Raw genomic sequence first — 22408 nt, 5'->3', positions numbered from 1 at the left:
CTCAGTCCGGGAGCGTCAAAAGCGCGTCCGGACTGCGCCTCGCCGCCAGACCGGCGCGGGCCGCGTTCAAGACCTGCAGCGTGAGCGCATCCACCGTCTCCACGGTCAGGCCGCCCTTGCAGAGGAAACCGACCGCCCCGGCCCCGCGCGCGACCTCCTCGAGGTCGGGAGCGTCGAGTCCCGAGAGCAGGATGAACGGCAGCGACAGCACGGCATGGTTCGGGCGGTCGCTGTCGATGGAAAGATCAATCCCGAGAAAGAAATCGACGAGCAGGACATCGATGGTCTCGGCGGCGGCGATCATCGCGCCCTCGTCCAGGCTTTGGCAGGCGACAACTTCGTAAGCCAGCGTCTTCGAGCGCCGAAGCAGGCGCTTGAGCAAATAAATATCTTCCTCGTCATCATCGACGACGAGCACTTTTACGGGCGGCGGCTCATCGGCAAGCAGTCGACGGCCCGGAATCACCTCAATCAACGTCATTCCCGCCCCTCCCCGCGACGAATGCCTTTGTTTTCCAGTGATCGCGGAATAATTTATGTTATTGTGAATACTACGTTAGGTACAGGCCGTACGCAAGTATACTGACGTAACGTCATGCATCACAACAGCCGCTTCGTGAATTCGACATGGGATGACGGCATGAACGCGCATTTTCACTTGATGGAACAGGCCGTTGCAGTGAAGCCGCCGGGGCCGGCGCTCCCAGCGCTGATCCGCTGGCGCGCAGCGGTCCCCGCGTGGCTCTGCATCCTGGCCGGCCTCGCCCTGGCGGGACTGGCCTGGGCGGCGCGAATCGCCCTTTTCGGTGATTCGGCCCAGAGTCCCTACGCCGCCTTCTATCCGCTGGTGAGCCTCGCCGCCCTGTGCGGCCCCCCGCTGCTGGGCGCAACCGCCGCGCTGGCCTCCGCCGCGGTCGCGCTGGCGTTCGTCGTTCCCGCGCGCGGCGGCGACGACATGGCGGCGCTCGCCCTTTTCATGCTGAACTCCGCGCTAACCGTCGGGCTGGCGGAAGCGCTCGTGCGCGTCTGGTCCGATCGTCTTGCGCGCATGGCCCGCGCCCATGCGCTCGAACAGCTGAAGTCGGCGATCGTCGAGTCCGCCGACGATGCGATCATCACCAAGACGCTCGATGGCCGCATCACCAGCTGGAATCCCGCCGCCGCGCGCATTTTCGGCTATGACGCGCAGGACATGCTGGGACAGCCGGTGACCCGCCTGTTCCCGCCCGAACAGATCGAGCAGGAAAGCGCCATCATCGCGCATCTGCGCGCCAGCGGGCGCGCCGCGCATTACAAAACCCGACGCGTCGCCAGCGACGGTCGGGCGCTCGATGTCGCCATCACCATTTCGCCGCTGCGCGACGAGAGCGGGCGTCTCGTCGGCGCCTCGAAAATCCTGCGCGACATCACCGCCGAGAAGCAGCGCGGCGACGCCCTGCGCGCCAGCGAGGAGCGGTTGCGTTTCGCGCTGGAGGGCGCGCGCGCCGGCGCGTGGAACTGGGACTGCGGCGCCATGACGTCCACCTGGGAGCAGCATTTCTTCGCCCTGCACGGGCTCGATCCCGAGGACCACCCGCCCTGTTTCGACACCTGGCTGGCGGCCGTCGTGGAGGAGGATCGCGCCCAGGCCGAACAGGCCGTGCGCGCCGCGCTGGCTCCAGGCGCGCCCGATTACCATAGCGAATACCGGGTGCGCGCCCCCGATGGCGGCGTGCGCTGGATGGAGACGTTTGGCCGCGTCGAGCGCGACGAGCGCGGCGCGCCGCTGCGGGTGTCCGGCATTTCCCTCGACGTCAGCCAGCGCCACGCCGCCTGGGAGGCCGTCGAGGCGTCGAACCGCGATCTCCAGCGCGCCAACGACAGCCTCAAGAAATTTTCCTATATCGCCGCGCATGACCTTCAGGAGCCCTTGCGCAAGATCCAGCAGTTTTCCGAACTGCTCTCGCTGGATTGCGGGGACGAGATCAGCGTCGAGGCCGCCTATCACCTCAAGGTGCTCAGCGAATCCGCCGAGCGCTCGCGGGTGCTGATCAACACCCTCCTCGACTTCTCCCGCGCCGCCAACCGCGCCCTGAAGACAGCCTCTATCGACATGGACGCGCTGATGGCGCGCGTCCTCCAGACCTGCGCCATCGCCGTTGCCGAGGCGGGCGCGCAGGTGCGGATCGCTCCCCTGCCCCCGCTGTGCGGGGACGAAACGCTCGTGGAGCAATTGTTCCTGAACCTGCTCACCAACGCGCTAAAATACCGCCGGCCCAGGGTCGCGCCGGAAATCGTCATGACCGCGACGCAGGATGAGGGGCGCCCCGTCTATCGTTTCTCCGACAATGGCGTCGGCATCGCGGACGGCGAACAGGCGCGGGTGTTCGAGCCCTTCGTCCGCCTGCGCGAAGCCGAGAGGGTCAAGGGCGCGGGCATCGGCCTGGCGATCTGCCGGACCATCTGCGACCGGCACGGCTGGGACATCTCGCTTCGCAGCGAGGTCGGAGCGGGAACGACGTTTTCCGTCGCGCTCCCTGCCGAAGCGCGGCAAGCGGCTTGAATTGGCCGGGAAGGCTGCTCTCGCTCAAGGACCTGGGCGTGGGCATCGCCGTGGACGATTTCGGCGCCGGCTCCTCCGCGCTGAGCTATCTGCAGACCTTCCCGTTCGACAAGGTGACGATCCGACCGCAGTTTGACCTGCGACCTCGACCGCTCCGGCAAGAGCAACGCCATCATGAAAGCCGTAGCCAACCTGTGCGGCGGGCTGGACATGCGGTGGTCGCGGAAGGGGTGCAAACCGAGGGCCCGTTCGCGGCGCTCCAGCGTGAGGGCTGCCGCGAAGCGCAGGGGGGCCTGTTCAGCCCGACTGGACGCGAAACCAACCTTGTCGGTCGCGGCGGAGTGAGCCCCGCGACAGCGCATCACATTTTCGTGCGGCCGGCGCCTTTGGGGCGGGAGCGTCGGTTTCCGAATCGCGGCGCGGCGGCGATGCGCACGCGTTGGATGCACGGAAGGAAAGCCCGGAATTTCCGGGCGAACGTCGCCTCAAACCCTGGCCGCGGCGGCGAATGTGTCTGCGGCGCCACATGGCCTGGGCATTCATTTTCCGCCCCCTGAATTGCGCCGCCTTCGCCGCGATTCGGCCATAAACTCGACGCTTGTTGGCGCGAGATTTAAACGTGACGGGCTTGGCGCCCGGATGGATCGAGCGATCCTCAGAGGAATGGGCGAATGGCCGCGTATGCGCGTGTTTTCCTGGCTGCTTGCATAGCGAGCGCGACGCTCGTTTCCGCGCTTGGCCTTGGCGGAGTCGCGCGCGCCTTCGACGGCGCCGACAAGGCCACGGCCTCCACGGTCGCGGTGAAGCCGCTCGAAATCTTCAAGAACCCCCGCCAGGCCCTGCAATCCGCGCTGGAAAGCTATAACGCCGGCAATCCCGCCTCCGTCGACGCCCTGAAATACGCCGCGGCCGGCGGCGAGTCGCTGGCGCGGTGGAAACTCGGCCGCATGTATGCGGACGGCGACGGCGTGCCGCGGGACGATTACAAAGCCTATCGGTACTTCCTCGAAATCGTTGACACCTACGACGAGGACACCGCGAACTGGCGCGAGAAATCCGTCGTCGCCAGCGCCTTCGTCGCCGTCGGCCTGTTCAACCTGAAGGGAATCCCCGGCGACAAGCTTCAGGCCGACCCGGAAGAAGCGCTGCGCCTGTTCCTCTACGCCGCCACCCGCTTCTCCGACTCCAACGCGCAATACCAGCTCGCCCGCCTCTATCACGACGGGGCGCCGGGCGTGCCAAAGAGCCGCATGCAGGCCGCGCGCTGGCTCAACCTCGCGGCGGAGAAGAACCATGTGGAATCCCAGGCCCTGCTCGGCCAGATGCTGTTCACCGGCGACGGCGTGCCGGCGCAACGCGCGCGCGGCCTGATGTGGATGGCGCTGGCCCGCGAAGGGGCCGCCGGCAAGACGCAGGACTGGATCCAGACGCAATACGAAAAGGCGATCGGCGCCGCAAACGACAACGATCGCCAGGCGGCGCTGGTCTATCTGGAAGACCACGTCAAGCGCCGGTACTGAGAGGCCGAGGCCGCTCAGCCGCTTTTCTTCAGGCCGCCGCAGAAGCGCGCGACATTTCGCGGACAGTCTTCGCCGAAGAAGCCACCTGGTTGGTCGCCACGGAAATCGACGTGATGTTCTGGCTGATCTGCTCGACGCCTGTCGAGGCGACCTGCATGTTCTCGGCGATTTCGCGCGTGACCGCGGTCTGCTCCTCAACCGCCGCCGCTATGCCCGATGAAATTTCGTTCAGCCGCTGTATGGTTTCCGTGATCGAGCCGATCGCCGACACGGCGCCGCGCGTGGACGTCTGCACGCTCTGAATCTGATTCGCGATTTCGCCGGTGGCGCGTCCCGTCTGGTCCGCGAGCGCCTTGACCTCGTTCGCCACCACGGCGAAGCCTCGGCCGGCGTCGCCCGCGCGCGCCGCCTCGATGGTGGCGTTGAGCGCCAGAAGATTGGTCTGGGTGGCGATTCCAGAAATCAGGGCGGTGATCTCGCCGATCTTCTGCGCCGCCTCCGCGAGGCCGTTGACGATGCGGTCGGCTTCGCCGGCCTGGGTGACCGCGTCGGTCGAAATGTTCATCGCGGTCATGACCTGCCGGCTGATCTCCTGAACCGAGCCCGCCAGCTGCTCGGCGCCGGCGGCGACAGCATGCACCGTCGTGCTTGTCTGCGTGGCGGCGGCGGCGGCGCTCGCGGCGCGCTCGTCGGTTTCCTGGATCGCCCTGGAGACCTCCCCCAGCTCCACGTCGATTTCCTGCGCGGTCGTTGCGCCCCGCTGTCGGCGGATGACGGCGCCGGTGACGTCGGTGGCGAATTTCACCACCTTGAACGGCTGCCCGCCCGCATCGAAGATCGGATTGTAGGAGGCTTGAATCCAGACTTCCCTGCCTCCCTTTCCGATGCGCTTGAATTCGTCCGCCTTGAACTCGCCGCACGCCAGATCGGCCCAGAACCGCCGATAGGCGTCGCTGGCGGCGAAGGCGCCTTCCACGAACATGGAGTGATGCTTGCCGATGATTTCGTCGCGCCGGTAGCCCAGCGCTTCGAGAAAATTGTCGTTGGCGTCGAGGATGGTTCCGTCGAGCTTGAAGTGGATGATCGCCTGGACGCGGTTGATGGCCTTGATTTGCCCCTCGGCGTCGGCCGCGCGCAGCTTCTCCCGGGTGATGTCGGACGCAATTTTCACGACCTTGACCACCTTGCGGCCGGAAAACACGGGATTGTAGGAGGCCTGAATCCAGACCTCCCGGCCGTCCTTGCCGATGCGCTTGAATTCTCCCGCCTTGAACTCGCCGCGCGCCAACGACGGCCAGAAATCGCGATATTCGGCGCCCTCCCGGGACGCCGCCTCGATGAACAGCGAATGATGCTGTCCCAAAACTTCGGAGCGCACATAGCCGAGCGCCTTGAGGAAATTGTCGTTGACCGCCGTCACCTGGCCATCCGGCGTAAACTCGATCATGGCCTGGGACTTGTCGAAAGCCTCGAGCGTCTCGGCGGCGCGCCGACCATTTCGGAATAACTTCATATCGCCTCCATGCATATTCAAGAAAATCGTTTCTGGAGAAGGATTAAACATCAATTGTTGCCAAGTCGTTTTACCGAATATAAAGCCAACGGGAACGAAAAATGAACGAAAATTGATATGCTTACTTTTGTTTTCAGGACTCACGATGATCACATGACGCACGTAATCTAGAGCGCTTTCAAGCGAAGTGGATGCCGGTTCGCGTCCTCATACGATTTCCGAAGGATCAGTTCGGAAATCGTATTCCGCTCGCGCGGAAATCCGCCCTTCGCCTGAAGGATTTCCGCGCGATTTCGTTTTCGCGGATCGCGAAGCGATCTTGCGGAAACCGTATCACATGAAAAAACCCGCCGTCTCCGGCGGGTTTTTTTCTTGGTGGGGCTCGGCGCTTCAGAACAGGCCGGGAATGATCGGACTGGTGGTCCGGAACCTATAAGAGAGTTCCAGGCCATAGGCCCACTGGTTGCGACTGCCGTCGCCCGCGCTGTTGGCGATCGGGCTGGCGCCGACGCTGTTGCTCAGGCGCTGGTAATTGCCGTAGCCCGTGGCGCGCCAATTGTCGTCGATTTGGTAACGCAAGGCCACCGTGCCGCCGGCGCCCGTCAACCCGCCCGCCGCGGCATAGGGGGTGAGATTGCCGCCGAGGAAGTTGTTGACGGCGGCCTGGGTCGGCGTCACGCTGAAATAGGTCTTGGCGTATTGGTCGTTGCCGAAGTAGGCGCGCGGCCCGACCGACAGCGTGAATCGATTCCAGCTCTGCCACACGTCGCCGCCGATCGTGGCGGCAAGGCCGGAATGTCCGGTCACAGCCTGGCGCACTTCGGCGCGCAGACGGCCCCAGCTGACCGGAGAGACTTCCGCGAAGCCGCCGATTTCGAAGCTGTAGGGCACATAGGCGAGGCCGCGCAGCGCCGCATTGTCGCTGACGGAGCGGTCGCCGACCAGACGGCCGACCACGCCGGCGCGGAACAGGCCGTCGTTGTAGAAGGCGAAATTGAAGCCGTCGTCGGGCGCGCTGAATATCTCCCGCTCGCCCACCCGGCGCAGGCGGATGCTGGGATATCCGAAGATGCTGTAGCCCTTCGAGCCCGGATAGGACGGGCCGGCGTTGACCGTGCCGGAAACGGTGACGTACCAGTCGTCACTTGCGGGCGCGGGCTCCGCCTTGACAGAGGAAAGGTCAGCCGCCTGCGCGGCGCCGGTTCCCACCGCGAGGGCGGCGAGCAGTGTGCGAAGAGGAAATTTCAATACCGTTGCTCCAGATTGAGTGCAGTGTAACAGCAGACCTAAAAGGTGAACAGCTCAACCGCCCGCGCCGGACAGGGATTGTGACCGGCGTCGTTTTCTTGCAACAGTCCAGGGAGAGCCTTGCATGATCAAGCCCGAAAACTGGCCCCGCCTGGCGGCTCGCGGCCTGGTCCGCGTCTACCAGCTCACCTTGTCGGGCCTGATGGGGCGGCAGTGCCGCTATCTGCCGACCTGCTCGGCCTATATGGACGAGGCGCTGGACCGCCACGGTCTCTGGGCCGGCGGCTGGATGGGCGTGTCACGGCTATGCCGCTGCCATCCCTGGGGCGATTCCGGCTTCGATCCCGTCCCCAGGAAACGGACCGAAGGCGCGGACGCGCTGCATCCATGGCGCTATGGGCATTGGCGCAAGAAACCGGTGTGCGAGGCGGTCGCGCCAGATCAGTCGTGAGCCATGAGCTGCACAGCCAGCGCGTAGAGCCGCATCCGCCCGGGCTCATCGAGCTGGGCCAGGGTCTCGAGATAGGCGACGCCGTTTTTGCACGCCTGGTCGTCGGGAATCGGGGCCGGCGGCTGCTTCCCGTCCAGGAGCAGCGCGATCGCCTCCGCTGACAGGCCTTTCGAACTCAACGCCTTTTCCAGGAGGTCGAAATCGGTCTGGCTTGGCGGGTCCCGCTGAATCCTGGCCTTGGCGCCGCTCTCGATCGCCTCCAGTCCGGCCAGCGCCTGGGCCGCCATGATCGCCCTGTGGGTGGCGGCGAACTGGGTGAAGCGCTGCGCCGCCGCGCCATTGAGGAAGTCGATGCACAGGGCGGAATCGGTCGCCGCGAGCTGGCGCGCCACGATCAATTGCCGGGCGAACAGGGCGTTCAGCGTCCCGTTGTCGGCCCGCGCCGCCAACAGCCCGCTCTTGCGCCGCGCTTCCTGCACGGCGAGGCTCATCAGCAGGTCCGCCCCTTCCGGCTTTTGCAAGCCCCCCTGGGCGGCGGCGTCGCGCAGGGCTTGCGTCCATTCGGCGGGGAATCCCGCGCGCATCGCGTCGAAGAACGGCTTGTAGTCTGGCGCCTCGCGCAACTTGTCCGCCCAGGCGGATTCAAGCTCGGGATCGGGCGGCACGAAGGGGGGGCTGGCCGGCAGGGGCTCAGGCTTGACCGCCTGCGTCGTCACCGGCTTGACCGCAAGCGGCGGCGACACGGGCTCGGGCGCCGGCTGGCTCGGCGCGGGTTCGACGGGCGGCGAGGACGGCTTCGGCGACAGCACCACCACGCCCAACACGCCCGCCAGCAGAGCCGCCAGAGCAAACAAACCAAGCTGTAACTGTTTGAGGTAACGCCGCACGCAACACCTTCCTGACCACGCCGATTGTCGCCCGTCGCATGCCGGCGCGTCAATCCGGCGCGTTCACCTGCGAGCGTTGCGCGCCTTTGGCGAATTGGTTAGATCATACGCCCGCCAACAGCTTACGCCGGCCCGTCTCGGCGAGTGAGCAGGAGTTTTATATGATTTCCGTGACTTTCCCAGATGGCGCGTCGCGCGCCTATGAACCCGGCGTCTCCGGCCTCGAGATTGCGAAGACCATCTCCCCTTCGCTGGCGAAAAAGACCGTCGCCATGATGCTGGACGGCCAGATGGTCGACGCGGCGACGCCGATCCAGGCCGACGCCAAGATCGAATTCTTAAATCGTGACGACCCTCGCGCGCTGGAGCTGATCCGGCATGACGCCGCCCATGTGCTGGCCGATGCTGTGCAGGCCCTCTATCCCGGAACGCAGGTCACCATCGGCCCGGTGATCGAGAACGGGTTCTATTACGATTTCTATCGCGAGACCCCGTTCACGCCGGAGGATTTCGCGGCAATAGAAAAGAAGATGCGCGAGATCGTCGCCGCCGACAAACCCATCGTGCGCGAGGAATGGTCGCGCGACGAGGCCATCGCCTGGTTCGAGAAGCATGGCGAGGCCTTCAAGGTCGAACTGGTGCAGGCGATCCCTGCGGACCAGAAAATTTCGGTTTATCGCCAGGGCGAATGGCTCGATCTTTGCCGTGGCCCGCACATGCCGTCCACGGGAAAAATCGGCAACGCCTTCAAGCTGATGAAGGTGGCCGGGGCCTATTGGCGCGGCGATTCGTCAAAGCCGATGCTGCAACGCATCTACGCCACCGCCTTCGCCAAGCAGGAAGACCTCGACCTCTACGTCAAGCGGCTGGAGGAGGCCGAGCGCCGCGACCACCGGCGCCTGGGACGCGAAATGGACCTGTTCCATTTCCAGGAGGAAGGCCCCGGCACGATTTTCTGGCACCCGAAGGGCTGGACCCTGTTTCAGTGCCTGATCTCCTTCATGCGGCGGCGCCAGCAGGCGGCCGGCTATATCGAGGTCAACACCCCGCAGGTTTTGGACCGCGCCCTGTGGGAGACTTCTGGACACTGGCAGACCTATCGCGAAAACATGTTCCTCACCAAGACCGAGGACGACAGGGTTTTCGCGCTGAAGCCGATGAACTGCCCCGGCCACGTGCAGATCTTCAAGAACGGCTTGAAATCGTATCGCGACCTGCCGATGAAAATCGCCGAATTCGGCATCGTCCATCGCTACGAGCCGTCAGGCGCCATTCATGGCGTCATGCGCGTGCGTGCGTTCACGCAGGACGACGCCCACATCTTCTGCACCGAAGAGCAGATCATGGCGGAGGCCATGAAGGTCAACGAGATGGTCATGACCATCTACAAAGACTTCGGTTTTGAAGACATTGTCGTCAAGCTTTCGACCCGGCCGGAAAAGCGCGTTGGGTCCGACGAGAATTGGGATCGCGCGGAAGCCGCGCTGAAAAAGGTTTTGGATGAACTGGCGGCGCAGGGCGTCAAGACCGGGATCAACCCCGGAGAAGGCGCGTTTTATGGTCCGAAGCTCGAATATACGTTGCGTGACGCGATCGGCCGCGAATGGCAATGCGGCACCACGCAGGTGGACTTCAACCTGCCCGGCCGGTTCGGCGCCTTCTACATCAGCGCAGAATCCGACAAGCTGACGCCGGTGATGATCCATCGCGCCGTCTTCGGCTCGCTGGAGCGGTTCACCGGCATTCTGATCGAGCATTTCGCCGGGCATTTGCCGCTGTGGCTGTCGCCGGTGCAGGCGACGGTGTGCACGATCACCTCAGATGCCGACGATTACGCGCTGGAGATCGCGGCTCTGGCGCGCAAGGCCGGGCTGCGGGTCGACACCGACCTGCGTAACGAGAAGATCAATTACAAGGTGCGCGAGCTGTCGCTGGCGAAAATCCCTGTGTTGATCGTGGTGGGTCGAAAAGAGGCGGCGGAGCGGACCGTGTCGATCCGTCGGCTTGGCTCGCAGGCGCAGACGTTTGCGACGCTGGACGAGGCGCTCAAGAATTTGACGGCGGAGGCGACTCCGCCGGATTTGCGCTGATTCAGCGTCCGTGAATCGCCCTCGCCCTTCGAGATGCTTGCTGCGCAAGCGCCTCAGGGTGAGGGTGAGGGCGACATTTTTGTTCCTGGCTTGAACCTTATGGTCGCCCTCATCGCTTAAGGATGCTCCGCAGGAGCCGTCTCGAAGCACGAGGGCGGTCCACGGTTTTTTTCTGGAGACTTTTTCAATGCTCATCTGTCGCGGCTGCGGCCACCAAATCCACGAATCCGCCCTCGCCTGCCCCAATTGCGGCGCGCCCAACACCACCTCGCCCAAGCGCATCCTGCCTGCGGCGCTGCTGTGCTTCTTCCTTGGCCTGTTCGGCATCCATCGTTTTTATGTGGGCAAGTGGGGCACCGGCATCCTGCAACTGCTCACCGGCGGCGGTTTTGTTGTCTGGACGGTCTATGACTTCGTCATGATCATTTTCGGCAACTTCACCGACAAGCAGGGGAACCGGATCAACCTCTGGACGTAAGACGCCCGCGCGCAAAACCTTTCCAATTGCCCCCTTCGCCGCCATATTCGGCGCATGGCGAAAAAACCCTCTCCGCGCAGCCGGGCCTCCAAGCCGGACGTAAAACCGCTCGACGAGCATTTGGCGGCCCTGCTCAACCCCGCGCTGGTTCCCTCCGGCATGGCGGAGGCCGCCTCGCCTTACCTCGGCGAGCGGATGAACGACGAGGAGGCCGAGCGCTACGGTCTCGGGCAAGAACCCGAGTTGGTCCGGGAGAGACCGAAGAAGCGGGCGCCGGCGCGCGAATCTTTCGCCACCGGCTCCGGCGCCACGGCCGAGAGCCTCGCCGAACTTTTGGAGAAGGGCGACCCCAACCTGCGGGAAGCCAAGCCTTGGGCGCCGCACCGTCCCGCGCGTCCCGAAAAATCCGAAGGCGGGGTCCGCTTCGAGCTGGTGTCGGACTACAAGCCGCAGGGCGACCAGCCGCGCGCCATCGACGAATTGATCGCAGGCCTTGAACAGAACGAGCGCGATCAAGTTCTGCTGGGCGTCACCGGCTCCGGCAAGACTTTTACCATGGCGCAGGTCATCGCGCGGTCGCAGCGCCCTGCGCTGATCCTCGCCCCCAACAAGACGCTGGCCGCCCAGCTTTACGGCGAATTCAAAAGCTTTTTTCCCAACAACGCGGTCGAATATTTCGTCTCTTATTACGATTATTACCAGCCCGAAGCCTATGTGCCGCGCACCGACACCTACATCGAAAAAGAATCCTCGATCAACGAGCAGATCGACCGGATGCGCCACGCCGCCACCCGCGCTTTGCTCGAACGCGATGACGTGATCATCGTTGCGTCCGTGTCCTGCATCTACGGTATCGGCTCGGTCGAAACCTATACCGCCATGACCTTTTCGCTCAGCGTCGGCGAAAAGCTCGACCAGCGGCAATTGCTGCAGGACCTCGTCGCCCTGCAATACAAGCGCACCCCGGATTTCGCGCGCGGAAATTTTCGCGTGCGCGGCGACACGGTTGAAGTGTTTCCGGCGCACTATGAGGACCGCGCCTGGCGGATTTCGTTCTTCGGCGACGAAGTGGAATCGCTCGCCGAATTCGACCCGCTCACCGGCAAAAAATTGCACGAGCTGGAGCAGGTCAAGTTTTATGCGAACTCGCACTATGTGACGCCGCGTCCCACCCTGTTGCAGGCGGTGGATTCGATCAAGTCGGAGCTGCGCCAGCGGCTGGAGGAACTGCACGCCTCCGGGCGGTTTCTGGAGGCGCAAAGGCTGGAGCAGCGCGCGCTGTTCGATATTGAAATGCTCAACGCCACCGGTTCCTGCGCCGGCATCGAAAATTATTCGCGCTATCTCACCGGGAGAAAACCCGGCGAGCCGCCGCCGACCCTGTTCGAATATCTGCCTGACAACGCCATCGTCTTCACCGACGAAAGCCATGTCACCGTGCCGCAGATCGGCGGCATGTATCGCGGCGACTTTCGGCGCAAGGCGACGCTGGCCGAATACGGCTTTCGCCTGCCCTCCTGCATGGACAACCGTCCGCTGCGTTTCGAAGAATGGGACGCGATGCGGCCGCAGTCCGTGCACGTCTCCGCCACGCCCGGCGATTGGGAGATGGAGCGCGCGCAGGGCGTGTTCGTCGAGCAGGTGATCCGCCCGACCGGGCTGGTCGATCCGCCGGTGGAGGTGCGCAGCGCCCGCACCCAGGTCGACGATGTCTTGGGCGAAATCCGCGACATGGCGGCCCGGGGCTATCGCACGCTGGTGACCGTGCTGACCAAGCGAATGGCGGAAGACCTCACCGAATATCTGCATGAGCATGGCGTGCGCGTGCGCTACATGCACTCGGACATCGACACGATCGAGCGCATCGAGATCATCCGCGACCTGCGCCTCGGCGCCTTCGACGTGCTGGTCGGCATCAACCTTTTACGCGAAGGTCTTGATATCCCGGAATGCGCTTTGGTGGCGATTTTCGACGCGGACAAGGAAGGGTTTTTGCGCAGCGAACGCTCGCTGGTGCAGACGATTGGGCGCGCGGCGCGCAATGTCGACGGAAAGGTCATTCTCTACGCCGATCACATCACCGGCTCGATGGAGCGGGCGATGGGCGAGACGCAGCGCCGCCGCGAAAAGCAGCTCGCCTTTAACGCGGAACATGGGATCACGCCCGCCACGATCAAGCGCGGCATCGCCGACATTTTGGGGTCGGTGGCGGCGCAGGACCATGTCACCGTGGACACCGGCGTCACGACGCCGGCCGCCATTGGCCACAATTTCCAGGCGACGCTCGCCGATCTGGAAAAGCAGATGCGCGCGGCGGCCGCAGATCTCGATTTCGAGACCGCAGCGCGGCTGCGCGACGAGATCAAGCGGTTGCGCGCCGTGGAGTTGACGGTGGCCGACGACCCGCTGGCGCGGCAAGCAGACGTGGACGCTGGCGGCGGCGGCTTTTCCGGCGCCAGCAAATATGGGGTCGCCGCCAACCTGCCGCCCTCCAAAATTCACAAGCCGACCGACGCCGACATGGGCCCGCACAATTTTGGTGGCGGGGAGGCGAAACCGAGGGCGAGCGCCGCCTGGAAGCACAAGGGCAAGAAACGGCGGTGAGTCGCGTGCGCGCGGAACGCGATCACCGCGTCAAAACCAGCAAGCTGTTCGCCGGAATGACAAAGGCGGCGGACGCCGGCAAGCCGTGCATCGGCGGTCCATCGGCCACGACCGCGCCGCCGTTCCCCGCGACCCACGGATTCGGCAGGTTGTCGTAGGCGTCGCTATTGAAAACTTCGCGCCAGACGCCGGCGCCGGGCATGCCCAACCGATAGTCGTAGCGCGTGAACTCGGCCAGCGAGACCACGACGATCACATCCCCGCCCACGCCCTCGATCCAGCGATGAAACGCCAGGATGCGATCGTTGTCGTTCACGTAATAGGCGCTGACCTGATCTCCGCGGAGCGCCTCATACTGGCGGCGCAGCGCGATCAGGTCGGCGGTGCAGCGCCAATGGTCGGACATCGCCTTGTCCGCGCCTTCAAAACCCTCCCACCACAGCAGGTTCTGGCCATCCGGCGTCCATTGCTTGTCCTCCAGAAATTCCTGGCCCATGAACAGCTGGGGGATGCCGGGCGCGGTCAGCAGCAAGCCCATGGCGACGCGGGCGCGGCTGCGCGCATACCAGGAGCGGCGGTTGGCGGAATCGGCCAGCGCGGCGATGCGCTGCTGGCGCCCGACATGGACCAGATCATGGTTCTCCACGCAGGTCACCGTCCGCCAGGGATGATCGAGGCCGGACGGACTGAGCGCCGCCGCGACGCCGCTCATCGGCAGCGGCCCGTGTCCGGTATAGGACGCGGCGTAAATCGCGTCGCGGATCCGGCTGCGCAGGAGGTCATGCTGGATCACATCCAAACCCTCGCCGCCCGCCGTGACCGGCGCGACGATCGGCAGCGCGCTGTCCGGCGCGTCGAACGATGCGCCGGTCCAGAATTGCGCATCCTGCAAGAAGCTCGGCCAGCGTGACCTCAACCTTTTCGTGTATTCATGGCAGAAAACCCAACCATCTTCCTGTTTGGCGGACAGGAGAATACCGATTTCGTCATAGCGCAGGCCGTCGGCGTGCACTTCGTCCGCGTAAAACCGGGCGTTCTCGTGCAAGAACCGCCGCACCTGCTCCTTCCACGCAGCGAAGGCGAGACCGCTCCGGTCCCTATCCGTGGAATTCAGGCTGTCGCTGGCGTCGCCGCCCGCCGCAATGCCGTCGACGTTGCCGTCGACGTCGAACACCACAGCAATGCCGTGGATGTGGCACAAGTCGACCAGCGCCTTGAGCTGGTTGTGGGCGGAATTCAGCGCTCCCGGCGGCAGCGGGCCAAAACCCTTGGTCGCGAGGACGCCGTCGATCTGGGGCGTGAGGCGCTCGACCTCGTCGGCGGAGGCAAGATACGGAAAGTCAGGCGAAAAAAGATCGACGACGCCGCTCCCCTTGTCGTCAGCCGGCAGGGGCTGCAGCACGTTGACGCCGAGGCGCGCCAGATACGGGGCGAGGCAGGCGGCTTCGAGCAGGTTCGACGATCGGCCCTCGGCGCGCGTCGCGAATGTGCCGATATGCGCCTGATAGACAATCATCGACGAAAAATCGGGCGTGACGAATTCCGCGTCGTGCCAGGGATAGGTCGAGGCGCCGCGCAGGATCGCATAGGCGTTGGGCAAACTGGCTCGATCCAGTTCGCGAGCGGTCGGGTCGCGCCTGTAATCCGCGGCCCCCTCGCCGACAACAAAATAGCGGTAGCGGTCGCCGTCGCGGGCGCCCGCCTGGAACCCGGTCCAGAAGCCAAACGGGTCCTTCGCCAGAAGCCGCGCTTCGGTCTGTTTTTCGAATTCGGCCCCGGCGAAGACGCCATTCAGATAGACCGCCTTGGCGAGCGGCGCCCAGACCTTGAACGTCGCGCCGTCGCGCGAAATGGTCGCGCCGAGCGGCGTGTGTTCGTCTATTCCGTCTTGCGAAAGCATGGCCCAAACATCCTTTTCCCAAACGCAACCGCCCCGCGATCCCCGCGAGGGAACGGCTTTTTACTGGAAACCGGCGCGCCTTCCCGAGCGCCTGCTCGGCAAAAACGCAATTCCATCCGACATTTACTTGAGTGCAGCTGCGTTTTCGGAAGGCTCTGGGCCCTTGCAAAAGTGCTCAAGCATTCATGATTTCAAGGACACCGTCAACTTGACAGTCACTCGGCTGCGCTCCGGCGACGATCTCTGTCGTTTTTCACTGGATCTGCGCTAACATCTCCCAAAACAAAGTGAGGGAGGATCGCCATGCTCGGGCTGATGCAGCGGCGCGAATTGCTGATTTCGTCGATCATCGTTCATGCCGCGCGCCATCATGGCGAGGCGGGAGTCATTTCGCGCCGCAAAAACGGCGCGCTGGTTGGCGCCTCTTATGCGGACATAGAGTTGCGGGCGCGAAAACTGATGGGCGTGCTGCGCGACCTTGGCGTCCAGTTCGGCGACCGCGTCGCCACGCTGGCCATGAACAGCGACCGTCATCTTGAGCTTTACTATGCCATTTCCGGCATGGGCGCGATCTGCCACACCATCAACCCGCGCCTGTCGGTGGACGACATCGGCTACATCCTCGACCACGCCGAGGACGGCGTGCTGTTCGTCGATCCCGGCTTCCTGCCGCTGGCCAAGGGCGCGGCGGTGAGGACGCCCAGCCTGCGCGCCATCGTCGTGCTGGGCGAAGAGGCGGAGATCGGGACCTGCAACCCGCCGCACGGCAAGGCCGTGTACGCCTACGAAACGCTGATGTCCCAGGCCGCCGCGGCGCCCGACTGGCCCGAGTTCGACGAAAACACCGCCTCGGGCCTGTGTTACACCTCTGGAACCACGGGCCGTCCCAAGGGCGTGCTCTATTCGCACCGCTCCAGCCTGCTGCACGCCTTCGGGGTTTGCATGCCCGATGGGATCGGCCTGCGCGCCACGGACCGCGTCCTGCCGGTCGTTCCCATGTTCCACGTCAACGCCTGGGGGCTGCCTTATGCGGCGCCCATGGTCGGCGCGACGCTGCTGATGCCGGGCCGCCAGCTCGATCCCGTCTCCGTGCTGCGGCTGATGAACGAGGAGCGCGCCGATCTGGCGGTGGGCGTGCCGACCGTCTGGAGCGCCCTGCTCGCCCATGTCCGCGCCACGGGCGCCCGGTTCGACACGCTGAAGCGGATCATGTCGGGCGGCGCCGCCCTGCCCCTCGCCCTTGTCGAAGGCTTCGAAAAATTCGGCGTCGAGGCCATGCAGGGCTGGGGCATGACCGAAACCAGCCCGCTGGTGACCGCCAACCGGCCCAAGCCCGCGACGGTGGACGCGCCCGCGGACCACGCCTGCAAGCAGGGCCGCGTGCTGTTCGGCTCGGACCTCCGCATCATGGGCGCCGAGGGCGAAAGTCCTTGGGACGGCAAGACCCCCGGCGAGGTCTCCTGTCGCGGCCACTGGATCGCCAGCGGCTATTTCCGCCATCAGGACAATATCCTGACGCGGGACGGCTGGCTGCCCACCGGCGATGTCGGCGTCATCGACCGGGACGGCTTTCTGAAGCTGACCGACCGCACCAAGGACCTGATCAAATCCGGCGGCGAATGGATCAGCTCCATCGAACTCGAAAACATCGCCGCCAGTCATCCCGACGTCGCCGAGGCCGCCGCCATCGCGGTTCCCGACGCGATATGGGGCGAGCGCCCGCTGGTCATCGTCGTTCCGCGCGAGGGCCGCGCGCCGACCCCGGAGGCGATTCGTACGTTTTTCGAGGGGAAGGTGGCGAAATACGCGGTTCCCGACCGCGTCGCGATCACCGACGCCTTGCCGCACGGCGCCACGGGTAAGCTTTTGAAAACCGAGCTGCGCAGGATCTATCTCGCGCCGAAGGCATAGCGCCTGTTCCGTTCCGCCATTGCCGCGCTATATAAGTCTGGCAATCCATTCGAGGACTTCATGCCCTGGCAAAATCAAGGCGGTGACGGCTCCCGCAAACCGGACAACGGCGCGGGCGACAACAATCCCTGGGGCGCCGCCCCCAAGAACGATTCACCGAAGAACCCCTGGGGCGATCCGCCCAGGAACGACAATCCCTGGGGCGGGCCGCCCAAAAACGACAATCCATGGGGCGGACCGCCCAAAAACCCTTGGGGCTCCGGCCCCGACCTGGAAGGTTTTGTGCGCGGCGCCCAGGAAAAGCTCGGGAAATTCGGCCCCGGCGACATCACGCCGCGCATCGGCGCCATGATCGCGGGCGTTGTCGCCCTGCTCTGGCTCGCCAGCGGCTTTTATACAGTCGACCCCAATCAGGTCGGCCTCAACCTGGTGTTTGGCCGCTATGTCGGCAAGACCGGGCCGGGCCTGAACTACAACTGGCCGGGTCCGATCGGCGCCGTGGTCAAGCTCAACGTCACCGACCGCAATTCCATCGACATCGGCGCGCGCGGCGTGCCCAGCATTTCCAGCGTCGGCGAAGCGCCGGAGGAAAGCCTGATGCTCACCGGCGACGAAAATATCGCCGACGTGAAGTTCCGCGTGATCTGGCAGATCGACCCGACCAAGCCCGAGGATTTCGCCTTCAACATCAAGAACCAGGCCGAGACGATCAAGGCGGTGTCGGAAAGCGCCATGCGCGAGATCGTGGGCCGCACGCAAATCCAGCCGCTGCTCACCGCCGAGCGCAAGGTGATCGAACCCGCCGCGCAAAAGGCGATTCAAAGCATTCTCGATTCCTACAAGGCCGGCGTCACCATCTTGCAGGTGCAATTGCTCTCCGTCGATCCACCGCCGACCGTCATCGCCGCATTCCGCGACGTGACCTCCGCGCAGCAGGACCGCAGCCGCTTCGTCAACGAGGCGCAGGCGGAGGCCAACAAGATTGTGCCGCAGGCGCGCGGCGAGGCGTCGAAAATCCAGCGCGACGCCGAAGGCTATCGCGAGCAGACCGTGGCCGAGGCCAAGGGCCAGACCGCGCGCTATCTGAAAATTTTCGGCGAATACAAGAAGGCCCCCGAGGTGACGCGCGAACGTCTCTATCTCGAAACCATGGAGCGCGTGCTGCGCTCCGGCGACAAGATCTTGCTCGATCGCGCCGGCGCCCTGCCGGTGCTGCCGCTGAACCCGCTGCAAGGCGGCGATCACTCACAAAACAAGCCGGCGGGAGCCCAGTGATGTCGCGCATTCTTCTCGTCGTCTGCGCCGTTCTGGCGCTGCTCGCCTATGCCGCGACCTTTGAATTGCGCCAGACCCGGCAGGCGCTGATCCTGCGATTCGGCGAACCCCTGCCTGGACGCGGGCTCGTCACCGAGCCCGGCCTGCACTTCAAATTGCCGTTCATCGAGACCGTCGTCTATATCGACAACCGCATCCTCGACCTGGAATCGCCCCAGCAGGAAGTGCTGGCCTCGGACAACCAGCGCCTGGAGGTGGACGCGTTCGTGCGCTATCGCATCAGCGATCCCCTCAAATTCTACCAGACCGTCGGGACCGTCGCCGGCGCCGGCAACCAGCTCGCCTCCGTGCTCAATTCCGCCGTGCGCCGCGTGCTCGGCGACGCCGACCAGACCCGCATCGTGCGCGACCAGCGCCTGGAGCTGACCGCGAAAATCCGCGAGCAGGTCGACGCGGAAGCGCAAAAATTCGGATTGACCGTGGTCGACGCCCGTATCCGCCGGGTGGACCTGCCGCGCCAGATCTCCGAAAAGGTTTTCGATCGCATGCGCACCGAGCGCGCCCGCGAGGCCGCGGAATATCGCGCCTTCGGCCAGCAGGAGGCGGCGCAGATCACCGCCAGCGCCCAGCGCGACGCCACGGTGATTGTCGCGGAGGCGCGGCAGAAGGCCGAAACCCTGCGCGGCGACGGCGACGCCGAGCGCGCCAAAATCTTCGCCGACGCTTTTGGCCAGGACACCGACTTTTTCGCCTTCTACCGCTCGATGCAAGCCTATGAGACGGCGCTGAAGGCGGGCGGGTCGCGGTTCGTCCTGTCGCCCAACGCCGATTTCTTCCGCTTCTTCAATTCCGCCTCCGGCAAGGCGCAAGCCCCGAGCCCGAACAAATGAGGTCCTCTATGAAATTGCTCGCCGTCGCGTTCGCCGGCCTGCTCGCCCTTTCCGTCCCGGCTTCTGTTTCCGCGCGCGGGGCCCCGGACTCGTTTGCCGACTTGTCCGAGCAGGTGACGCCGGCGGTGGTGAACATTTCCGCCACCCAGGTGGAGGACCGCAAGGCGGAAAAACTGCCGCCCGGCGGCCAGCTCGACGACATGTTCGAGGAATTTTTAAAACGCCATCGCCAGCCGAACGGCGACAAGCCGCGCCGCTCATCCTCGCTGGGCTCGGGTTTTGTGATCGACTCCAGCGGCATCGTCATCACCAACAATCACGTGATCGCCGACGCCAACGAAATCGACGTCATCTTCAACGACGGCTCGAAACTGCGCGCCGAACTGGTCGGCAAGGACGCCAAGGTCGATGTCGCCGTGTTGCGGGTCAAACCGCCAAAGCCGCTGGCCGCGGTCAAATTCGGCGACAGCGACAAGGCGCGGGTCGGCGACTGGGTGCTCGCGGTCGGAAATCCGTTCGCGTTGGGCGGCTCGGTCACGGCCGGCATCATTTCGGCGAAGAACCGCGACATCGACAGCGGGCCCTACGACAGCTTCATCCAGACCGACGCCGCCATCAACAAGGGCAATTCCGGCGGCCCACTGTTCAACATGGCCGGCGAGGTGATCGGCATCAACACCGCCATTCTCTCGCCCTCGGGCGGCTCGATCGGCATCGGTTTCGCGACCCCCGCCGACACCGCGCAGCCGGTGATCGAGCAATTGCTGAAATTCGGCGAGACCCGGCGCGGCTGGCTGGGCGTGCGCATTCAAAAGATCGACGAGGGCATCGCCGAAAGCCTAGGGCTCGGCAAGCCGCGCGGGGCGCTCGTGTCCGGCGTCGAGGACAAGGGGCCCTCGGCGAGCGCCGGGCTCAAGGCGGGCGATGTCATCGTCTCCTTCGACGGCAAGGCGGTGCCGGCCGCCCATGACCTGCCGAAGATCGTGGCGCAGACCCCGGTCGGCAAGGAAGTGGACGTGGTGGTGATGCGCGAGGGCAAGGAGGTGACGAAAAAGGTCACGCTTGGCCGGCTCGACGAACGCGGCGCCAAGCCGAGCAAAGTGGGCGAGAACAAGCCGCAGGCGCCGCCGGCCGCAGCCGCGACCGTCAAGGCGTTCGGGCTGGAGCTCGCCCCGCTCGACGACGCGGCGCGCGGAAAATTCCAGATCAAGGAGGGCGTGGCCGGCGCGCTGGTGATCAGGGTCGATCCCGATAGCCGCGCCGCCGAGCAGAAGATGGCGCCGGGCGACGTCATCACCGAAATCAACCGCACGCCGGTCGCCCGGCCCGACGATGTCCAGGCGCAGCTGAAGGTTTTGAAGGCGGAAAAGAAGAAGACGGCGCTGATGCTGGTGGCCAATGGCCAGGGCCAGGCGCGCTTCGTGGCGCTGCCGTTGGAGTGAAGGCGGGCGCCGCCTCCGCCGCAAGCGGAGGCGGCTTTCGAAATTTCAGTAGCTGTGCCTGCGGTTGACCCGGCGGGACGTGCGGCGGGAGGAGCGATGCGCGACGCCCGCGCGCGTCACCACCTGCGTTGGCGCGACGCCGACGGTGGCGTCGGCGGGCGACGGGGCGGGGATCGCGACGCCGGCGAACGCCGGTTCGGCAAGAAGCGCGACCACACCCAAGGCGAACAGAAATGTCTTCATGTCCTTCTCCCTTTTTGCCGCCGCCGGATGGCGGCCGACCCCGTGACGTTCTTTGGTCCGAACCGCCGGCTGATACGCGACGATCCTGATTTTCGGGGGCTCCGTCGACACGGGGCGTGGACAAGTATCGCGAACATCCCGGGTGGATGCAATTCCAACGCTGATGAACAATCTGTGTTGTTGCAGGTTCAATGATCGAGCGCTCCGGGCGGCGCCCGAGAGGGGGCGCGCCCTTGCGAGCGCGCCCCCGATTCACTTCGTCTCGATCGTCTTCAGATCGGCGACGGCGCGGAAATATTCGATGAAATTCTTCGGGCAGCTTTCAACCGCGCGCTTCAGCCCGGTCGCCGCCTCCTGCGCCGCGCCCTGCCGCAACTGGTTCTCCGCGACGTAGAAGCGCGCTTCGCATTGCTGGTCGTCGTCCTTGGGCGCCCCGAGCGCTTCAGCGGTCTCGGCGCGGCCCAGATAGAGCTGCGTCACCACGAAGGGCCAATCCTTGCTCGTCGCCTTGTCGGCCCAGGCCTGTAGTTCCGATTTGGCCGCCGGCGAGCCGTCGCTCGCCAGGAAGCGCCACAGCGCCGCATAGGCTTGCGCCGGATCGAGCTTGAGCGCCTCGCCGAAAAATTCGGCCGCCTTGGCCTTTTCGCCCATGCCCAGCGCCGCAATGCCCCGGTTCAACCAGGCCTGCGCGCTCTTCGGCGCCAGTTCCGTCGCCCTGGCGAAATCGTGCTCGGCCTCGGCATTGTCGCCGAGGCTCAGGCGGGCGCTGCCGCGATCCATCCAGGAGTCCTCCAGACCGCCGGCCAGGGCGACCTCCTGGTTGAAATCCTCCAGCGCCTTCGCGCCGTCGCCATCGAGCAGGTGAAGCAGTCCGCGTCCGGCGAAAACGGCGGAGCTTTTGGCGCCGAGCGCTATGGCCTTGTCGTAATCCTCCAGCGCCTTGGCGCGGTTGTCGCGCTTGCGATGGATTTCCGCGCGCAGTTGATAGGCGTTCGCCTGGTCTGGGTCCTGGTCGATGGCTTCGGAACAATCGGCGAGCGCGCGGTCGAGCTGCTTGAGCTTGTAGCGGGCGGCGCAGCGGTTGGCGTAGGCCCAGGAAATTTCCTTGCCCGTCCATTTGCGCTGGTCGATCACAAACGAGCAGGCTTCGTCGCGCCGCGTCGGGGACGCCTTGCCGTCGCTGTTGGCGCAGGCCAGCGCCTGGGGCGACTGCGTCGGTTTTTCAGCCGGGTTCGCCGTTGAGCCGGGCGCGGCGGGCGTCGGAATCACGCGCGGTCCAAACGTCCGGCCGAAATCGGTCACGGGCGCTTGATCTTCCGCGCGCGCCGCTCCGGTCGCCAGCAACGCGCCCGCGACAAACCACACCGCTCTCCTCATTGGCATTCTCCCGCGCCGACTCGCTATGCACCCCGAA

General features: G+C 65.0%; 18 protein-coding genes. 11 read left to right on the top strand and 7 right to left on the bottom strand.

Translation table 11 applies throughout. The annotated features are described in order from the left end of the window. Position 1: 1 nt before the first annotated feature. Entirely contained in the window at positions 2–481 is a 480-nt protein-coding gene (locus GJ654_RS16345; RefSeq protein ID WP_155447249.1) for a response regulator, read from the bottom strand. A 159-nt stretch (positions 482–640) separates the two neighbouring features. On the opposite strand from GJ654_RS16345, the gene GJ654_RS16340 reads away from it, so the two are divergent. The 3 genes from GJ654_RS16340 (at position 641) to GJ654_RS16330 (ending at position 4062) form a co-directional block, all read left to right on the top strand. Next, positions 641–2542 (top strand): sensor histidine kinase, encoded by a 1902-nt coding sequence (locus GJ654_RS16340; protein WP_155447248.1) that lies wholly within the window; start codon positions 641–643, stop codon positions 2540–2542. Next, complete coding sequence (locus GJ654_RS16335) at positions 2539–3099, top strand: EAL domain-containing protein (protein WP_281406415.1); 561 nt, start codon at positions 2539–2541, stop codon at positions 3097–3099. The genes GJ654_RS16340 and GJ654_RS16335 overlap by 4 nt, the downstream gene beginning before the upstream one ends. A 114-nt stretch (positions 3100–3213) precedes the next feature. Further along, complete coding sequence (locus tag GJ654_RS16330; protein WP_155447246.1) at positions 3214–4062, top strand: tetratricopeptide repeat protein; 849 nt, start codon at positions 3214–3216, stop codon at positions 4060–4062. A 28-nt stretch (positions 4063–4090) separates the two neighbouring features. Here the strand turns inward: GJ654_RS16330 and GJ654_RS16325 are convergent, their stop codons facing one another. Continuing rightward, a complete protein-coding gene (locus GJ654_RS16325; RefSeq protein WP_155447245.1) occupies positions 4091–5575 on the bottom strand; it encodes a methyl-accepting chemotaxis protein in 1485 nt (494 codons plus the stop codon). A 390-nt stretch (positions 5576–5965) separates the two neighbouring features. Further along, positions 5966–6823, bottom strand: coding sequence for a MipA/OmpV family protein (locus GJ654_RS16320; protein ID WP_196305594.1), 858 nt, complete (start codon positions 6821–6823; stop codon positions 5966–5968). A gap of 124 nt (positions 6824–6947) precedes the next feature. Between GJ654_RS16320 and yidD the strand changes: the two genes are divergently transcribed. Next, on the top strand, positions 6948–7274 hold the full coding sequence (yidD, locus tag GJ654_RS16315) for a membrane protein insertion efficiency factor YidD (RefSeq protein WP_155447243.1): 327 nt from the start codon (positions 6948–6950) through the stop codon (positions 7272–7274). On the opposite strand, the gene GJ654_RS16310 is transcribed toward yidD, so the two are convergent. Further along, a complete protein-coding gene (locus GJ654_RS16310; RefSeq protein WP_155447242.1) occupies positions 7265–8161 on the bottom strand; it encodes a hypothetical protein in 897 nt (298 codons plus the stop codon). The genes yidD and GJ654_RS16310 overlap by 10 nt on opposite strands. A 161-nt stretch (positions 8162–8322) precedes the next feature. Here GJ654_RS16310 and thrS point away from each other — a divergent pair, with 161 nt between their 5' ends. The 3 genes from thrS to uvrB all read left to right on the top strand — a co-directional run bounded on the left by thrS (position 8323) and on the right by uvrB (position 13333). Beyond that, entirely contained in the window at positions 8323–10251 is a 1929-nt protein-coding gene (gene thrS, locus GJ654_RS16305; protein ID WP_155447241.1) for a threonine--tRNA ligase, read from the top strand. Positions 10252–10438: 187 nt separating this feature from the next. Then, positions 10439–10729 (top strand): TM2 domain-containing protein, encoded by a 291-nt coding sequence (locus GJ654_RS16300; protein ID WP_155447240.1) that lies wholly within the window; start codon positions 10439–10441, stop codon positions 10727–10729. Between the two features lie 54 nt (positions 10730–10783). Next, positions 10784–13333 (top strand): excinuclease ABC subunit UvrB, encoded by a 2550-nt coding sequence (gene uvrB, locus GJ654_RS16295; protein WP_155447239.1) that lies wholly within the window; start codon positions 10784–10786, stop codon positions 13331–13333. Between the two features lie 22 nt (positions 13334–13355). Here uvrB and GJ654_RS16290 read toward each other — a convergent pair whose 3' ends face one another. Next, positions 13356–15233: an alpha amylase C-terminal domain-containing protein gene (locus tag GJ654_RS16290; RefSeq protein WP_155447238.1), complete on the bottom strand. Its 1878-nt coding sequence runs from the start codon at positions 15231–15233 to the stop codon at positions 13356–13358. A 303-nt stretch (positions 15234–15536) separates the two neighbouring features. On the opposite strand from GJ654_RS16290, the gene GJ654_RS16285 reads away from it, so the two are divergent. From GJ654_RS16285 to GJ654_RS16270, 4 genes are read left to right on the top strand one after another with little or no spacing between them, the layout of a single operon-like run. After that, positions 15537–17144: a long-chain fatty acid--CoA ligase gene (locus GJ654_RS16285; protein WP_155447237.1), complete on the top strand. Its 1608-nt coding sequence runs from the start codon at positions 15537–15539 to the stop codon at positions 17142–17144. A 60-nt stretch (positions 17145–17204) separates the two neighbouring features. Beyond that, a complete protein-coding gene (gene hflK / locus GJ654_RS16280) occupies positions 17205–18419 on the top strand; it encodes an FtsH protease activity modulator HflK (protein WP_155447236.1) in 1215 nt (404 codons plus the stop codon). Next, complete coding sequence (hflC, locus tag GJ654_RS16275) at positions 18419–19309, top strand: protease modulator HflC (protein ID WP_155447235.1); 891 nt, start codon at positions 18419–18421, stop codon at positions 19307–19309. The genes hflK and hflC overlap by 1 nt, the downstream gene beginning before the upstream one ends. Before the next feature lie 8 nt (positions 19310–19317). Then, positions 19318–20751 carry a DegQ family serine endoprotease gene (locus tag GJ654_RS16270; RefSeq protein WP_246664790.1) on the top strand — a complete coding sequence of 478 codons (1434 nt, stop codon included), beginning with the start codon at positions 19318–19320 and terminating at the stop codon, positions 20749–20751. Positions 20752–20796: 45 nt separating this feature from the next. On the opposite strand, the gene GJ654_RS16265 is transcribed toward GJ654_RS16270, so the two are convergent. Then, entirely contained in the window at positions 20797–20994 is a 198-nt protein-coding gene (locus GJ654_RS16265) for a hypothetical protein (RefSeq protein WP_155447233.1), read from the bottom strand. Positions 20995–21246: 252 nt separating this feature from the next. Continuing rightward, positions 21247–22371, bottom strand: a complete 1125-nt coding sequence (locus GJ654_RS16260) for a tetratricopeptide repeat protein (RefSeq protein WP_196305593.1) — start codon at positions 22369–22371, stop codon at positions 21247–21249. Positions 22372–22408 lie beyond the last annotated feature (37 nt).

Origin of the sequence: Rhodoblastus acidophilus (assembly GCF_009720655.1) — a bacterium.
GTDB lineage: Bacteria > Pseudomonadota > Alphaproteobacteria > Rhizobiales > Beijerinckiaceae > Rhodoblastus > Rhodoblastus acidophilus_A.
Note: the sequence above shows the minus strand (reverse complement) of the source record. Positions and strands in the feature narration are given on the sequence as shown.

Excerpts from the sequence above, each read along its gene's own strand:
- GJ654_RS16345 (WP_155447249.1), bottom strand. The coding sequence starts at position 481 with ATGACGTTGATTGAGGTGATTCCGGGCCGTCGACTGCTTGCCGATGAG.
- GJ654_RS16260 (WP_196305593.1), bottom strand. The coding sequence starts at position 22,371 with ATGAGGAGAGCGGTGTGGTTTGTCGCGGGCGCGTTGCTGGCGACCGGA.
- GJ654_RS16325 (WP_155447245.1), bottom strand. The coding sequence starts at position 5,575 with ATGAAGTTATTCCGAAATGGTCGGCGCGCCGCCGAGACGCTCGAGGCT.
- GJ654_RS16285 (WP_155447237.1), top strand. The coding sequence starts at position 15,537 with ATGCTCGGGCTGATGCAGCGGCGCGAATTGCTGATTTCGTCGATCATC.
- uvrB (WP_155447239.1), top strand. The coding sequence starts at position 10,784 with ATGGCGAAAAAACCCTCTCCGCGCAGCCGGGCCTCCAAGCCGGACGTA.
- GJ654_RS16300 (WP_155447240.1), top strand. The coding sequence starts at position 10,439 with ATGCTCATCTGTCGCGGCTGCGGCCACCAAATCCACGAATCCGCCCTC.
- GJ654_RS16330 (WP_155447246.1), top strand. The coding sequence starts at position 3,214 with ATGGCCGCGTATGCGCGTGTTTTCCTGGCTGCTTGCATAGCGAGCGCG.
- hflK (WP_155447236.1), top strand. The coding sequence starts at position 17,205 with ATGCCCTGGCAAAATCAAGGCGGTGACGGCTCCCGCAAACCGGACAAC.
- GJ654_RS16290 (WP_155447238.1), bottom strand. The coding sequence starts at position 15,233 with ATGCTTTCGCAAGACGGAATAGACGAACACACGCCGCTCGGCGCGACC.
- thrS (WP_155447241.1), top strand. The coding sequence starts at position 8,323 with ATGATTTCCGTGACTTTCCCAGATGGCGCGTCGCGCGCCTATGAACCC.
- yidD (WP_155447243.1), top strand. The coding sequence starts at position 6,948 with ATGATCAAGCCCGAAAACTGGCCCCGCCTGGCGGCTCGCGGCCTGGTC.
- GJ654_RS16340 (WP_155447248.1), top strand. The coding sequence starts at position 641 with ATGAACGCGCATTTTCACTTGATGGAACAGGCCGTTGCAGTGAAGCCG.
- GJ654_RS16265 (WP_155447233.1), bottom strand. The coding sequence starts at position 20,994 with ATGAAGACATTTCTGTTCGCCTTGGGTGTGGTCGCGCTTCTTGCCGAA.
- GJ654_RS16270 (WP_246664790.1), top strand. The coding sequence starts at position 19,318 with ATGAAATTGCTCGCCGTCGCGTTCGCCGGCCTGCTCGCCCTTTCCGTC.
- hflC (WP_155447235.1), top strand. The coding sequence starts at position 18,419 with ATGTCGCGCATTCTTCTCGTCGTCTGCGCCGTTCTGGCGCTGCTCGCC.